The sequence below is a fragment of the Ruegeria sp. ANG-R genome, from assembly GCF_000813985.1.
In the GTDB taxonomy this organism is placed as follows: domain Bacteria; phylum Pseudomonadota; class Alphaproteobacteria; order Rhodobacterales; family Rhodobacteraceae; genus Ruegeria.
Window position 1 is genome coordinate 1 of sequence record NZ_JWLJ01000010.1, and the last position, 14,344, is coordinate 14,344.

A 14,344-nucleotide genomic window follows, 5' to 3' on the forward strand; every position below is an offset into this window, starting at 1 on the left:
GGGTAAGGCTGCACGATCCATTCCAGCAGCCTAGGGTCAGGACTCATAGCCAATTGATAACGAGTGCTGCGAGGGCGATTGCTGACAGGAAGACCTTCGGGCACCTGTCGTAGCGGGTAGCTACACGCCGCCAATCCTTCAACCTGCCGAACATGATCTCGATCCGGTTGCGCCGTTTGTAACGACGCTTGTCGTACTTAGCCGGTTTCTTCCGCTGTTTCGGGCCAGGGATGCAGGCGCGTATCTCTTTGTCTTTCAACGCTTCCCGGAACCAATCGGCGTCATAGCCACGATCCCCGAGCAGCCAATCGACATCCGGCAGGCCGCTCAGCAGTGCCCGCGCACCAATGTAATCGCTGACCTGATCCGGCGGTGATGAACAGGTTGAGCGGGCGTCCCCGGCTGTCGCAGATGGCATGCAACTTGGTGTTCATGCCGCCCTTGGTGCGACCGATCAGGCGTCCACGCCCCCTTTTTTGACGCCCAAACTGGTCGCGGTACGGTGGGCCTTCAGGTAGGTGGCATCGATCATCACAGTCTTCTCTTCGCCGTGTTCGGCAGCCAGACCGGCCATCATCCGGGCGAAGATGCTCTTGTCGCTCCACCGCTTCCAACGGTTATAGAGCGTCTTGTGTGGGCCATACGCCGAAGGAGCATCGCGCCATCTCAACCCATTGCGATTAATGAAGATAATGCCGCTCAACACACGTCGATCATCAACGCGTGGTTTGCCGTGGGACTTGGGGAAGAAAGGCTCAAGACGCGCCATCTGCGCATCCGTCAGCCAGAAAAGATCAGACATGGTTACCGCTCGATTTTCGAACCGTGAATCACGTAGCCAAGCGGAAATCAATGGGTCCTGACCCTAAAACCAGTGTTCCTAGGAGCGATGATCTGTCCTTTACGGATCATGTGCGCGGTTTCGATACCAGCCAGCGTCGCAGTTGCTGAGTGGAATGCCTTGAAGCCAAGCGTTGGGCGCGTGATCCGCTTGATGAAACGGTGGTCCTGTTCGACCATATTGTTCAGATATTTGCTCTGCATGATCCGGATCAACCGCCCGTTGCCGGTGAATTTGCGGATCACATTCACTGCCTGAAGCCCCGCCAGATTTGCTCCGCTCTTGTCGATAGCAACGCGGTCAGGCACGCCGTTTTTTGCGACCGCACGTTTGAAGAAACGGTGTGCGGCAGCCTTGTCTCGCTTTGCAGACCGCATGAAATCAAGGGTTCTGCCAACCCGATCAACGGCCCGGTAAAGGTAGGCGACCTGGACATATGTTTCATCCATGCGCCACGAGCTGGCTGTCAGACTCTTTCTCTTTTGTGCCTCGGCCGCGATGCCTGTTGAAAACTTCACCACCCACCTGTTCAGTGTCGCATGGTCGACGTCTACGCCCCGCTCGGCCATGATCTCCTCCAGGTCTCGGTAAGAAACCGCGTATTTGACATAGAAGTACACCGGGTAAAGGATCACGCTTTTGGGGTGATGTACCCCTTTGAAATCGACCGCCATTTTGCCTGCCTGCTTTTTGTGCAACCCATATCTCTCCTCACGCAAAAACAGAACTACATAATTTGCGACAGAACCCGTATGTAGCGATGAAACGCGGGACAAAGTGAACCTTCGCTGCTGCTGACGCAGCATTCCTTGGTAGGCGCGGCACTCGACACCAATCCGGTCATTCGCAAGACTGCTTCAGCGGCTCCAAGCCAGTTCTAGTCTGTTTACAGCGCACTTCTCTGAAGCAGTTCCAACATCACTCCAATAGCCAAGACCGTGGAGAACCCCACAGGAATAGCGATCCAGTGAGCAAACCTATCTTTGCCAGCTGTAGGTGCGAATCGCGTAAAGGATCATCGTGTTTGCGCCGATATGCGGAGCGAAGGTTGTGTATGTTCAGATTGAGTTTTTGCCCGCTGGCTCGCAAATCCGCGTATTCGTCGCGAGCAACGAAGCGCGAAAAGGAAAACGATACCATAGGTATAACCAAGACTGCGGCTATATTTACTAAGAAATCCAAGCTGTCGGTCCTCTGAAACAAGGTCTTCGATGGCGCGGGCTATCACATAGCTGCCTTTGCTTCTTCTGGTAAGTGGTTGCATCGATAACGCTTAGCTTCGCACGAACTTCCATGCTGCGAAGCTAAGCATGGCTAGGCCAAGTAAACCCAACGGTGCTGCAGTTCGCAAATCGGTCATGAGGCAACAGTCGCTATACGCTGCCAAAAACGTGTCATCCCACTCTTCGAAGCCGCTGTGGGTGAATAGTACACCTTTACCAACCTGAACAATCAGCCAGGCTGCAATGATTAGTACAATTCCAAAAATGAGGGCGATCCATTTCATGATTGCTGTATAGCCGCAATGCAGAGAGGAGCAAGTTCGGGTTGATTTTGTTCTATTCGTCTCTGGTCTTTTACAGCGGGGCAGTCACAGCTTGCCTGCGCCGCGTGATACGTCTCCTGAAAGCGTTCCCAAAGAAAAAGAGAGCTTCAGGAATTGCGATTCAGGTCAATGGATCGAGTTCAAAGGAGCACCCGATGGAAATCACATTCAACCGTTCAACGATGGGCGGCCAAGCTGAACCGACAGACGGCCACCTGTTTCTGATTTATCAGGAAGGACAGGCTTACGCACTTGTCGCACATGCCATCAAAGGCGGCTATGCGATCTCTCATCTCCCCTCCGGTAGGCGCGTCGAAAACTGCGTCGCCTCCTTGCAGGAACCTGTTAGTCTGGATGAAGCCATTTCTGGCTTTCGAGCCCAGGTGGACATTGGTGTCACAGAATTGAATCTTATCGAAGACCGCGCGGCAAACTTCCCGGTCGTAAACAGGGACTGGAAGCTGCAGGTTGAGCGACGGGCAACCGGTGTTCGGGAATTCACTGAACTGTCGACGGTGCATTTGCGTCCTAAAGACCTGCAGGCCGTTGCCAATCTCATCGCCGGCGAAGAATGGGAATCCGGCTTCAGCGGGTCGACAGGCCTATTTGTCTGGCGCGGGTATAAGACCAGCGAGTTCTGTCCTGATCCGCTCAGGATCATACTGGAGGATCTGGATACGGACTACGTCATGTTTGATCGGGACGCACCCGTGCACCCCCGGTTCAGGACTTTCGAGGATAGCTGGAGCTAGTTTTAGAACGGCAGATTCACAGTCCTCAAAGCAAATCTGACATCTTAGCGGCCCTCTCGTCGAAGGAAGAGTGGGCCGTTTGTCTTTGCGTGAACGAGCAAGGGACCAGACAATGCCTTCAGGCAACGATCTCATTAAACAGGATGCAATTGAGGAATTGAACTCAATAGTAAGCCCATCCTATATTATATAGCAGAATCCAAAAACCCGGTAATGATGCACAGAGCAGAATAAACCAAGCTATTATCTGAAGCCAGTTATGTTGCGTATGATCGGAGATTTTGCTCAAGAAGATTGATGTCACGCAAGCGATTGTCGTTAAAAACATGACTTTTGCAGGTAGACCTGGACATGTTGCCGCCTCTAAGGCAACTAGCAGCGAAGCTATCAGAGTAAGACGAAAAGCGGTCAACTCGCGCCTTACTAATTCTGCTTTTCGGCCGGATCGTTGGATCTGCCTTTATGAGTCCTGCGTCTCAGCATTTAATCAGATGTCCTTTTGCATCTGTTTCCTCCGACATTCGACGAGAAATCACAGTGACACGGAGTAGTAACGGGGAAAAATTGGTTGTTTTCCTCCCGCCGCTGGACGCTAGCTCACAAGCAACTGATCACGTATAGAGGGAATGGCAAGTTTAGACGCCTCCAAAAACTGGCTACCTGGTTTTGACGATAGGTGAGTTGTAGGTCGCCGGTAAATTTGACCTTCCGCGCTTTTCGGGCCCTGCCCGGTAGAACAGAACTCATTCCGGTTGGAGGTTTCTGGTTACAGCGCATTATCTGACGACATCGGGCAACCATCACAGCTGCTGTGTGGAGGTTGAGGCAGCAGACATAACCTCAGCCCATGATGCCGGTATCCGCATGATCAAGACTGACAAACGACGCCGCTATGCCGGAAAGATGGATTCCGATTGCGTCGAGCTCGGCGATCCCTCCTGACCGTTTCGCGGCCGGAAGGGGAAAAGAGAAAGAATGCTTCTGGTTTTTATGTCCCTGAACAGGGGGATGAGAACCCTCGGCCAAATGGCCACACATCAACATCCAAACTGGAGATACGACAATGCTGGACGGCAAACTGACAAAGATGGACGCAGACAACGCATTCGCAGGTGAAATCGCCTCGATGAGCTTTGATTTCCCTTTCACCATGCTGCCAAATGAGCACAAGCGCAAAGACAGCCACCCCGATTACATCATCGAGGCGCGCACCCCCAAGAACCGTGCGATCCGTATCGGGTCGGCATGGGAGGCAACCAGCAAGGCCGGCAATGACTACTTCTCGCTTGCACTGAACCTGCAGCAGGGCGTCGTGCGGGCCAACGCGGTGAAGGACGAAGAAACCGCAGACGGTGAGTTCCGCATCATCCCGCTGCTGCCGGCTGCGGCGTGAGCCTGCGCAGCCAGCGCGTCGGATGGTGCGCTGGCGCATCCACCCAACAAAGGAGAATCCACATGGCCAACTCGTTACACCCCAAGGTCAACTTCACAGTCGTCTCCGACCCGGGCCACGCCTGGCTCATTGTTGCACCGCAATGGGTTGGTACTGTCGGACTGAATGTAGGTGCCTTCAGTCATTACAGCTATGTCGGAGACGATGGGACGCTGGCACTGGAAGAAGATCGGGATGCCAAGGTGTTTCTGGATGCCTATGAGCGCAATTTTGGCAACACCTATGATTTGCAGGACGTTTACGAACCTCGCGCCCAGATCCGTGATTGGGTTGGCCTTCAGCAAATAGCAGCTTGATCTAGCTGTCGCCGGATGGATTCACCATGCGCCAGATGCCGTATAGTCCGGCGGCAGACCCACAAATGATCAACAACAGGCCTGTCGCGGTAAAGCCAATTTTGTCGATGACCCAAAGCTGACCGTGAAAGGCGATGCTATCGATGCCCCGCATGGCACCCAACGGCTGGTTGATTGCGATGAAATACCCCGCATAGCAAAGCACGCCAGCCAACGCCAATGCCAGAAGCGAGTTCAATGCCTTTTCCATTTCCATACCATTCACCCGATCACCAGGAACGGCGCCTCATATATGTCGACCCCGGTAAGCGGCAACCGGTCTACGATCACATTTTCCGGCGGGAGATAATTGTCCTGTTGTCCGCCGACCGTGCCGGCCGGCATCCAACAGGACCGGCGCCGCCGCGCAGGCGGCCGCAATGCGGCCATGGCTCGATGAGACCGTCACCGGAGCTCGCACATTCAGGATCTGTTCCGACCTGAAGAAAAATTGCCTCGGCTGTTTACCCCTGCGCTGCTCCCGCAGCACAGGGGGCCGAGAACCGGGCGCCAGGTCGCACCGCGATCATTCATCCTGTCGATATCCACCCAGTATTGATGTAGCGCCTTCACTTTCAAACGCACATCCATCAGATATTGCACATTGAAACGCTGCTTCTCGCTGCGCTCGAACGCGTTTAAATGCACTCATTTTTTAGATGATGGAAATGCGGAATTGAGGGGGTGAGCTGCCGTTCTGGCAGAGGTCAGCCATCGGGCCAAGGATCACAAAACTTTTGCAGACGCGGATCTCGATCATGCCATGAGTGGCCCGGGTGTCCGCTTCGGTCACTGACGCTCTTTGGCGTCAAGGGTGAAGCGCACCGCGCGTGCCGCGCGGCCCTTGACCCCAAAGGCCTTGCAGGCACGGCGTCGCTTCCCTGCGCACACACCCGCTGTTTCGTGTTGTCCGATCATCTCGCCTGCGGCCCGCTGCAAAACTTTTGCGCCCGGAAAGCCGGTGCCTGCGGCATCCTTGTCCCGCTGTCTGCCCTCAGCCCGCCCGTCAGCACACCCCCGCAATAGGGCGGGTCGATAGGGTAGGGAGCCAAAACCCATGTATGACACATAGACAACCGCATATGACCAGATTGAACTGTTCGGCCTGACCGAAACCGCCGACGACTTGCCCATTCCGAATGACGACGAATTGCGCGATAAGATCATCCGCGAACTTTTGAAGCCCTGTTCTTGCGCATGGTCAACACCGGGTTGCATCGTGAACTCGAACCCATTGCACATGGGTTGGCATCACTTCTGTTTCGTCGCAGACAAGCGGTGGATAAGGAACTGTCCGCCCATTCAGACACGCTGCGCGGTCTGATCCGGGCGGAGGACGGGTCCGAGGTCGTCACGATGCAGATTGAGGACACGCAAGCAAAGGCTGACAAGGCCCGTGATTTGCTGGACGCTCTCGACATTATGGCGGAAACCGCCGCCCAATGTTACGAGCTTCAGACTGGCGCGGCTTTCCTGCCCGCCTCTGGCGGGCGCAAGTCACGCCTTGCCTACGAATCCGGAGCCGTGTTTGAGGCGCGCCAATGGCTGGAAGCACATGAGCGCCAGCAGGCAGAACAGTTTGTAATTGAGGGAACACCGCTTGCGCTGGCCGGTGATCGGGATTGGTCCGATCATGAATATATCTGGCAAATGCTCGACAAGATCAGGGTTCGGTTCCGCGAGAACTTTGCATCCGAACTGATCCTGTACCACAAGGGCGACAAGAAAGGCGTGGACGCCATCGCCGCCGCGTGGGCGCGCAGTCGCAAGGTGCCGCAAGTCACCTTTGTTCCAAACTGGCGCGCATTTGGTAAAGCCGCAGGCTTCAAGTCCATTGATCAGATGCTGGACACGCCAAAACCCCTTGGCGGCGTGGTGATATTCGGAACAACGGGCATCGCCCTGAACCTTGCCGACAAGGCCGAAAAGAAAGGGATCAAGGCCATGCGCCTCACCGATCCGAAGAAAAAGACCAAAACTTGATCCAGAACAAAGAATATCCGTCCCGACCATCCGCCGGGGCGGGTAAATGAAACCGAATCTGGTAAAGCACTCACCAAACCACTATATTCATACAGGAGAACACACCCATGAGCGACACAAGCATGACCGCAGCAGAACAAACACTGGCAGATGACAAGATGCGGGCCGAAATCGCAAAGTTGATTGCAGAGTCAGCTAAAATCAATGCCGAAGCGCGTTGGTATCCTATCGCGGTTGGCACAGGTTTTGCCGGTGTGCTGCTGACCGCCGGTGTTGCAATGGCAAAGCTGTTTTTCGGCGCATAACCTGATTTTCCTCGGAAACTAACCCCGTTTTGTGCGGTTTTTTTTGTGGCCCAATCCCTTGCAATTTGGCAATCGGTAAAGGTAGTCCTCTGGCAGCGCGGGGCAAAATGCCCCGCGCTGCCAACAGGACGGGGCGCTTCGCGCAGAGGCGGCAGTGCCGCCCGGCCGCGCGTTACCCACAGATCAGTCGTCCGCATTTTGGGGTGCTTCCTTTGTGATCTGCTGCGGTGCGGGAACGATTACGCTCATCCCGGCTAAAGCGCCGGTATGATCTTCTCCTGAAGTCGAAATCCCCCACACTGGATAACGCGCGACCGACGCGAGCCGTGAGGGCAGCACAAAAAATGAGGGCCAGCCAAGGAAAGGGGAGGCTGGCCCGTCGGGGAGTTTGCTGTGTCGGTGATAGTAGTGTTACCAACACCATCTCACAGCTTGAGAATAAACTGTATTGAGGGTTTCCCGTAGAAGAGGCGTGTTCGGGGTCGATTCAGGCTCAGTGCAGGATAGGGCGGTAAGGAGTTTTTCAAATAGGTTGGTTTGAAATCGACCTTTCCCCGCGCCAAGCCCGAACTGGAAAGTCGCGGGACAGAGCGGACACTCATCAAGCGATCTTGAAAAGGCGCTTTGTCCCGCGTACCTGGCTTTATTAACTCGCGTAGCCGACGGTCGAAATGCGGGCGTTCTGTCGACACTCCGTTAACTCGCAACTCCAAGGACCTAAGCGATGTCAATATTCACGAAAAAGCAAATCGCCGCTCTCCTGACCGCAGCGCTTTATCTGGTGTTGGTCATTGGGGCTGCGCATATCGACACTCAGCGGCATCCGGGCGCGGATATGACCCAGACGCTTCTTAGAATCTGGTGGGTTTATCCCGTGGCCGCCGTCGTGATCACTGTATTTATGCGTCGCTACTTCACATGGGCCGAGGTTGGGTTTCGCAAACTGAATTGGCGGCAGATGGGGTGGATGCTTCCCGTCATCCTGATTCTTGGGGCGGTTTGGGTTTCGTTGATTGTGCAGGCGTCGGGTGCCGCGCTCACACAAGGGCAGTGGATGACTCTGGCCACGCTTGCGGTGTTGACGATCTGTGTGGGCTATTCCGAAGAAATCCTGTTTCGCGGGATGATCCTGCATTCGTTCCTGGAAACGCGGGGCAAGCTGGTGGCGGTTCTGGTCAGTGGTGTTCTGTTTGGGCTGGCTCACAGCTCCAATGCATTCGCAGGGCTGTTGCCGTTGGGGGGGGCCTTGGGGCAAGCAGCCACCGCAATGCTGTTTGGATTGTTATTTGGGCTGCTGATGCTGCGGATCAATTGTATCGTTCCGCTGATGATTTATCACGCGCTTTGGGATCTCAGTCTATCCAGTACAACCGTGATGACCACGAACCCCGTTCAGGCGTATCAAGTGATCACAGCTATACCCATGGAGCTTGTTCTAACGGTGATCCTGATGGTTCTGCTGATACGAGAAACGCGGCGCGAGTAAACTTTAAAGAGCTACCGGGTTATACTGTGTAGCGAACATACTACATCCGTTTATTGGCGGTACGCCATGACGTTTTCCGAACCCGTCGCGCCTATCGAAAACGGACTTGCGCGCATTGCGCAGCATCGGTCTCTAAGGGCTCTTTTTCCTCTTTCGTGGCGTGATCTATGAACGGCTGCTCACAAGAAAGAGGCTTGCAGTGTCATTTCGCCCCGGTATGCAAATGACCCCGCTTTGGTGATCGTGTCTCAATGAGTGTATAAGCTGAGACGGTTCGCCCGTCGGGTCTCCTTCAATGTCTCATTGGGTGTTTCTGGCATTATTTTAGAGATATTGAGACACTTGACGACGCACTGTCGCAGAAAACTCCTTACCGCCCTATCCTGCACTGAGCCGGACTCGACCCCTGTTCTATCGACGGTTCGTCGCGGGTCCTGTTTCCCGCCCGTAAATGCCAGCTCCAGAAGTTCATTCGGCAGGGGCTTTTGAAGGGAAGCCGCGTCCTCTGCCGTGCCGATCAGCCAGGTCTCGAATTGTTCCTCGGTGTGAAGAACGACCGGCATGGCTTTCGGGTGGATCGGTGCGACTATACTGTTCGGCTCTGTCGTCAGAAACGCCATGGCCGTCACCTGATGTCCCGCATCCCGCAACGCCTCATCCGCTTTCTTGCGCAACCCGTCCTGTTCCCAGCCCCAGCGTCGCATCATTCCAGCAAATGCAAATGGCGGCCGAGCGGCTTCGCCCTGCAGGCGAAACCAGCTCGCCGCCTTGATCGGTGTGCCGCGCGCACCCGGTATCGTCTCACTCGGATGATACTCCGAAAACGACGACGCCGGTACAAGGCACCTTTGCGATCGCTCCGAGATCACATGTTGCCAGGGCCAGCCATCCAGATTCCGTACATTGGTCAGCCACGTCTCGTGCTTTTTGCCCCGGAACCTGACTTTCTTCCAACCCCAGCGGGCATATTGCAGGCTCCGCGAACCGGTCTCATCGGCGGTGACGATCGCGGCATCACCATCTTGGGAATATCGCCGGCTGCGCCGACATCTTCCCAAGATGGTCCCGCGATGGCGCCACATCAAACAGTTGGCGCATGGCCTCTTGAGTGGTCGTATTCGAGTACAAATTGCACATCGAACCACGCTAGGCCGACAATTCGATTTGGACAAGCCTGTCTGTGTTCCCTATATGTTCTCATCATACCAGCAGCCAATCCACCCGTTCGAGCCCATCCCGGCAAACCGTTTCGCACGCTCAGGGATGCCGCTCGCGATAACCAGCTCATAACCTTGCGGTGCAACCTGTGCCGCAAGCGGATCTCCTACATCGCGTCGGATCTGCTGGGCATTGTCGCGCCGGATTGGCCTGTTCACATCCCGCCCTTCGGGTGCCATCAACACGGGCGCGGATACGTGTCCGTCAGACTCTGGCACCCAAGCGCTGAGCATTTCGGGAAGGTTGCGGTCAGACGGCCGGGCCGCGTGATACAAACATGGCGCACCGTCATGTTGGGGGACTGACAAAACCGTCACCGCAGACCTGACACAGAAAGGGGCGGCACTGCCGCCCCTTTCACCTAGCCAGCCAACAAACGCTCACAGGTGGTCACAACTGCGTTGAACCGCCAATCCCGGCTTGATGCTGGTCATCGTGGATCTTACTCCAAATACAGCACGTCCGAAGCCAGCCTTCGGAACTGCTCACTCAAGGTCCGCCGCAGAAAATTTGTTCATTGCACTTCCCATTGAGACTCCGGGATCTGCCTCTCAGACCCCGGTTTTGTTGCGGCGGGCGCTTTCTTCTCTCAAGGCCAATCTCGTTCTCGTGCTGGTTGATCCCCATGTGAATACCAATGATCGGGTGTAGCTGGGCAAATCCGGAACCTGGCCGCGGCGCGTCCAGTTCCCGGACCGTGTGCTACGCGCCAGCCCGCTGCGCAGGCTGCCTTCCCGAACCAACCAGGCACGATCTCCCTTTGACCACATGCGCTGAAACCTGTCTCCTTCGAGCCAGTTTTCAACGTGGTCAAATGGTCGGCCGCACCAAGTCGTTTCGGCGCTGCGGGTGACGCCCATCCGGCCGGACCGGATCATGATGGGAGAGCTGCGCGGTGCGGAAGCTTATGACTTTCTGTCCGCGATCAATTCGGGCCATCCCGGCGGGATCACCACTGTGCACACGTCCTCACCCGAAGCTGCTCTGTCGCGCCTGGCCTTTATGGTCATGCAGGCGAACACCGGGCTCACCTATTCCGAGATTGTCGAATACTGCCGCACAATGATTGACGTGATCGTGCAGTTTCGGAAAACTGGAGATCACAGGAGGCCCGTCGCAGTCAGGGTGCTCAGAAAACCATAATGTAAAGAAAGAGGTATAGTGCATGGCAACAGTTTGTGGATTTTGTGGGAATGGCATCAATGAGGGCTACCAGACCTGTTCAGCCTGTGGAGCAGAATTACGTCGTCCGCCCTTGAGCAGATTGGTACTCAATCTATTCCTGTTGCTGATAACGGTGGGCGTCATCACCCAGGTAGGAATAGCGGTTAGGAGCGTTATGCTACCATATTCGGAATTTCTCGCCAGTCTTGTTGGAATCTGTATTCTAACGTTGCTTCCATTGGCAGCTGTCTGGTTTTTGGTGAAATATCACGTTCAACGCCGCTGGTACAAAGTGAGCGTTCCACGCTGAATATGATTGGCATTGCAGCAAGTCGATCCAGCCATAACATTGATGCCCGGCCAATCACTTTTCTCTGAAGATGCTTTGAAGTGAGGTATTTAATCAAACCGGGTCCGTGCGCGCTACATCGACACTCCCGCAACAACCGCGCCCAGGAGGACCCCAATTGCGGTTGGCCCGTCCAGATGACCGCGTATTGCAAGCTCATCAATCATTATCGCGCCTGTCCACGAAACCGTTCCGCTGAGGAGAAGAGCGTAAATAGTATCAAAGATTTTCTGCGTGATAAGAACAGCGTAGCTTAGGCCTCCGACGCTTGCAATATGGCGCTGTATTTCAATTGAGTTATGGCGATCACATCGCAAGCCCTTGAATGTGCCTGTCAGTATCTGATATTATTCGACATGCTAAAGGAGGGCTCTATGCCGAACGTACATCTTACACAACCGATGCAGGACTATGTTCAAAATCAGATCAAGTCCGGGGCTTATGCCAACCTCAGTGAAGTTGTCCGAGCGGGAATCCGACTGCTGATGGAGAAAGAAGGCGCGAGGCAATTCTATAACTTGAAAGCCGATCTCGAACACGCCGTCGAGCAGGCGGAAAGCGGCCTGTTTGCCGAGTTTGACCCGAAAGCCTATGAGCCAGACGCGTTCAATCAATGAGCATACTCCTTTCTGACCTGGCGCAATCCGACCTAGATGAAATCCGCCAGTACACCATTGAAACATGGGGGCGCTCGCAATGGCTGAGATATTACCGCGGCCTCGTAGTTGCTTTTGAGCGGATATCTGAAGACCCGGGGATTGGGCGTGACAGGCGCTTATTTGTGGCCGGGATGAGGTCTGTGAACTATGAAAAGCATACCATCTTTTTCAAACCACTCGATGCCGCCGGTGGCGCGGCCGTTATCCTGCGTATCGTTCATCAGCGTCGTAATATGCCCGCCTTGGTTTATTATGAGGATTTGGACAGTCAATGAACTGGGATATTCAAGAAACGCGCTTCCCATGTCATTGAGGCCAACACAACCTCAACGGGGCAATGAATCATTATGAAGAGTCCAACTTTCCAAATTACTGCACGGCGGCTAATATCTTTTACCGTTTGATGTAACATCGGGTTTCGAGCTATGTTTACACCCTACGACGAGAAAAGTAATTGCGATTGAAGAGCCCTCTCGAACAGGGAGTCAAACAAAAAAACCGGGATAGCGGAGGCCGCAAGATTTGTGCGGACAAACCGACTAGGCCGTGTTGACAAAAGGGATTCACATCGGGCTTTGAGCATGATTCAAGCTGGTATCTGCAATGGAGACCAGCTTGGCACGAGACCTTATGTCAGACGAAGAATGGGCGTTTTTGAACGTTTCATCTTGGCGGTCCGCGCCCCGAATGGACGCAAACCGACCAACCACCGCCTTGTTCTAGATGGCATTTTCTGGATCGCCCGAACGGGTGCTCCATGGCGTGATCTTCCAGATGAGTTCGGCAAGTGGTCCAGTGTCTACCGCCAGTTCCGGCGTTGGACGCTGGCCGGGCTGTGGGAGGAGATCATGGAGGTTTTGAACCAGAGTGGGGCCGTGCCAGACGCCCCTCAAATGATCGACAGCACGGTGATCCGCGCCCACCATCAGGCAGCGGGTGCTAAAGGGGGACACCGCGACAAGGTTTTGGCCGTTCTCGTGGTGGTTTCACGACCAAGATCCACCTTCTTGTCAACGCCGCCGGGCTGCCCATGAGGACGGAAATCACGCCGGGCCAAACATCTGACTATCTCGGGTTCGACCTCGTCATGGCGGAGAATTTGCCCAAGCCGAGCGTATTGCTTGCAGATCGTGGGTATGACGCTGACCACATCCGGGCAACCATGGATGCGCGCGACGTGTTGCCCGTGATCCCAATGCGGAAATCCCGCAAGAAGCGCACCGCCGTGGACCGGTCGCTCTATCGTTTGCGTAACTTGGTCGAACGCTGCTTCAACAAGCTCAAGAATGCCCGCCGTGTCGCAACTCGATACGACAAGACCGCAGAAAGATACCTCGGATTCATCGACATCACATCGATCCGCCTATGGCTGAGGCATTTGTCAACATGACCTAATGCGTCCCCAATCTTCGGCAGTGATGGCCAGTTTCCAAAGAACTTCTTCGCCGTACACGTCGCTGTTCGAGAGTGGAACTGCTGAGTAAAGGGTGAATTCGTCGTGTCTGCCCAGAGTCAAGAAAACGTCTGAGTCATCACTGCCCCGCAACAGACCAAGCAAAGCCATTGAAAACTTCACGGGTTCTCGGTCTGGGGCCTTTGTTGTAAACCAAAAGGCGATCTCGCGCAGTCGCTCCGCGTCCAGAACTTGCTCTTCAAGAATGAGCTCAATCAAAGGATCGATAACGCCAAGTGCTGAACTGTCGAGAATCAGTTTGTACAGTGTCTGAACATGGTGATCAGACGCGCTTTGACATGCAGAAACCAGAGTCGAATGAAGGTTTCGGATGATCTCGTCATCTGACCTATCAGAACCATGATGACGGAGTACTCCGTCCATCGCACCGGGGCGAACGAGATCGAGTTGGGATCAGCCTCTGGCTCATCCGAAAGCCTGTAGCCTTCCTCTGAAAGGCCCTGAGTACGCCCCGGTTTAATGTGCGCGGCTATATGATCAAAAATAGACTTCCTTTCGCCCCAAGGTGGGTTTTGGAAGTTTTGTGGCCAGACAGATTTCTTAAATAAATTGAACATTGGGGAACCTAATAAACTTTTCGGCCACAACGGTTTTGGCTTCGCTGTAACTGGTATCTTTAGGAAAGTCTCCCAAACCAATAAGTTGATTGTGTCACGATCATAAAGCCGACTTTCCGGGCGTGCGCAGCATTCCGTAGATCTGGGCTCTCTCATTGAATCCGCCGGGCAATAAATGAACGGCTGCTTCACCAAAAATCTGCTTAGACCAGATGAGCGTTT

At 54.5% G+C, this 14,344-nt stretch carries 16 protein-coding genes and 2 pseudogenes; 10 read left to right on the forward strand and 8 right to left on the reverse strand.

Translation table 11 applies throughout. The features are described 5' to 3' along the window. Positions 1–43 precede the first annotated feature (43 nt). Positions 44–802 (reverse strand): annotated as a pseudogene (locus RA27_RS23785) (IS5 family transposase). 47 nt (positions 803–849) lie between these two features. After that, positions 850–1,515, reverse strand: a complete 666-nt coding sequence (locus tag RA27_RS18225) for an IS6 family transposase (protein WP_039542507.1) — start codon at positions 1,513–1,515, stop codon at positions 850–852. A 1,027-nt stretch (positions 1,516–2,542) separates the two neighbouring features. Here RA27_RS18225 and RA27_RS18235 point away from each other — a divergent pair. From RA27_RS18235 to RA27_RS18245, 3 genes are all read left to right on the forward strand, one after another. Further along, positions 2,543–3,139, forward strand: coding sequence for a hypothetical protein (locus RA27_RS18235; protein WP_039542458.1), 597 nt, complete (start codon positions 2,543–2,545; stop codon positions 3,137–3,139). Between the two features lie 1,063 nt (positions 3,140–4,202). Continuing rightward, positions 4,203–4,532, forward strand: a complete 330-nt coding sequence (locus RA27_RS18240; protein WP_052265376.1) for a DUF736 family protein — start codon at positions 4,203–4,205, stop codon at positions 4,530–4,532. 62 nt (positions 4,533–4,594) lie between these two features. Further along, positions 4,595–4,888, forward strand: coding sequence for a hypothetical protein (locus tag RA27_RS18245; protein ID WP_039542461.1), 294 nt, complete (start codon positions 4,595–4,597; stop codon positions 4,886–4,888). A 1-nt stretch (position 4,889) separates the two neighbouring features. On the opposite strand, the gene RA27_RS18250 is transcribed toward RA27_RS18245, so the two are convergent. The 3 genes from RA27_RS18250 to RA27_RS18255 form a co-directional block, all read right to left on the reverse strand. Continuing rightward, complete coding sequence (locus tag RA27_RS18250) at positions 4,890–5,144, reverse strand: hypothetical protein (RefSeq protein WP_039542464.1); 255 nt, start codon at positions 5,142–5,144, stop codon at positions 4,890–4,892. 438 nt (positions 5,145–5,582) lie between these two features. Continuing rightward, positions 5,583–5,720, reverse strand: coding sequence for a hypothetical protein (locus RA27_RS24455; protein ID WP_193746546.1), 138 nt, complete (start codon positions 5,718–5,720; stop codon positions 5,583–5,585). Continuing rightward, entirely contained in the window at positions 5,717–5,986 is a 270-nt protein-coding gene (locus tag RA27_RS18255) for a hypothetical protein (protein WP_039542466.1), read from the reverse strand. The genes RA27_RS24455 and RA27_RS18255 overlap by 4 nt, the downstream gene beginning before the upstream one ends. 219 nt (positions 5,987–6,205) lie before the next feature. On the opposite strand from RA27_RS18255, the gene RA27_RS18260 reads away from it, so the two are divergent. The 3 genes from RA27_RS18260 (at position 6,206) to RA27_RS18270 (ending at position 8,701) form a co-directional block, all read left to right on the forward strand. Beyond that, a complete protein-coding gene (locus tag RA27_RS18260; protein ID WP_241484110.1) occupies positions 6,206–6,910 on the forward strand; it encodes a DUF2493 domain-containing protein in 705 nt (234 codons plus the stop codon). Positions 6,911–7,017: 107 nt separating this feature from the next. Beyond that, positions 7,018–7,215, forward strand: a complete 198-nt coding sequence (locus RA27_RS18265) for a hypothetical protein (protein ID WP_039542469.1) — start codon at positions 7,018–7,020, stop codon at positions 7,213–7,215. Between the two features lie 724 nt (positions 7,216–7,939). Then, positions 7,940–8,701, forward strand: coding sequence for a CPBP family intramembrane glutamic endopeptidase (locus RA27_RS18270; protein ID WP_039542471.1), 762 nt, complete (start codon positions 7,940–7,942; stop codon positions 8,699–8,701). Positions 8,702–8,949: 248 nt separating this feature from the next. Here RA27_RS18270 and RA27_RS18275 read toward each other — a convergent pair whose 3' ends face one another. Both RA27_RS18275 and RA27_RS24115 read right to left on the reverse strand, forming a co-directional pair. Next, positions 8,950–9,783 carry an SOS response-associated peptidase family protein gene (locus RA27_RS18275; RefSeq protein WP_052265377.1) on the reverse strand — a complete coding sequence of 278 codons (834 nt, stop codon included), beginning with the start codon at positions 9,781–9,783 and terminating at the stop codon, positions 8,950–8,952. Positions 9,784–9,888: 105 nt separating this feature from the next. Then, positions 9,889–10,227, reverse strand: a complete 339-nt coding sequence (locus tag RA27_RS24115; protein ID WP_152610745.1) for a hypothetical protein — start codon at positions 10,225–10,227, stop codon at positions 9,889–9,891. 541 nt (positions 10,228–10,768) lie between these two features. Between RA27_RS24115 and RA27_RS18290 the strand changes: the two genes are divergently transcribed. From RA27_RS18290 to RA27_RS23790, 4 genes and pseudogenes are all read left to right on the forward strand, one after another. After that, on the forward strand, positions 10,769–11,062 hold the full coding sequence (locus RA27_RS18290) for an ATPase, T2SS/T4P/T4SS family (protein WP_206540006.1): 294 nt from the start codon (positions 10,769–10,771) through the stop codon (positions 11,060–11,062). A 744-nt stretch (positions 11,063–11,806) separates the two neighbouring features. Continuing rightward, positions 11,807–12,049: a type II toxin-antitoxin system ParD family antitoxin gene (locus RA27_RS18295; RefSeq protein ID WP_039542516.1), complete on the forward strand. Its 243-nt coding sequence runs from the start codon at positions 11,807–11,809 to the stop codon at positions 12,047–12,049. Next, positions 12,046–12,366: a type II toxin-antitoxin system RelE/ParE family toxin gene (locus RA27_RS18300; RefSeq protein ID WP_039542493.1), complete on the forward strand. Its 321-nt coding sequence runs from the start codon at positions 12,046–12,048 to the stop codon at positions 12,364–12,366. Before RA27_RS18295 ends, RA27_RS18300 begins: the two co-directional genes overlap by 4 nt. Before the next feature lie 328 nt (positions 12,367–12,694). Beyond that, positions 12,695–13,481, forward strand: a pseudogene (locus RA27_RS23790) (IS5 family transposase). Here the strand turns inward: RA27_RS23790 and RA27_RS24120 are convergent. Then, entirely contained in the window at positions 13,473–13,928 is a 456-nt protein-coding gene (locus RA27_RS24120) for a hypothetical protein (protein ID WP_152610746.1), read from the reverse strand. The pseudogene RA27_RS23790 and the gene RA27_RS24120 overlap by 9 nt on opposite strands. Between the last annotated feature and the right edge of the window lie 416 nt (positions 13,929–14,344).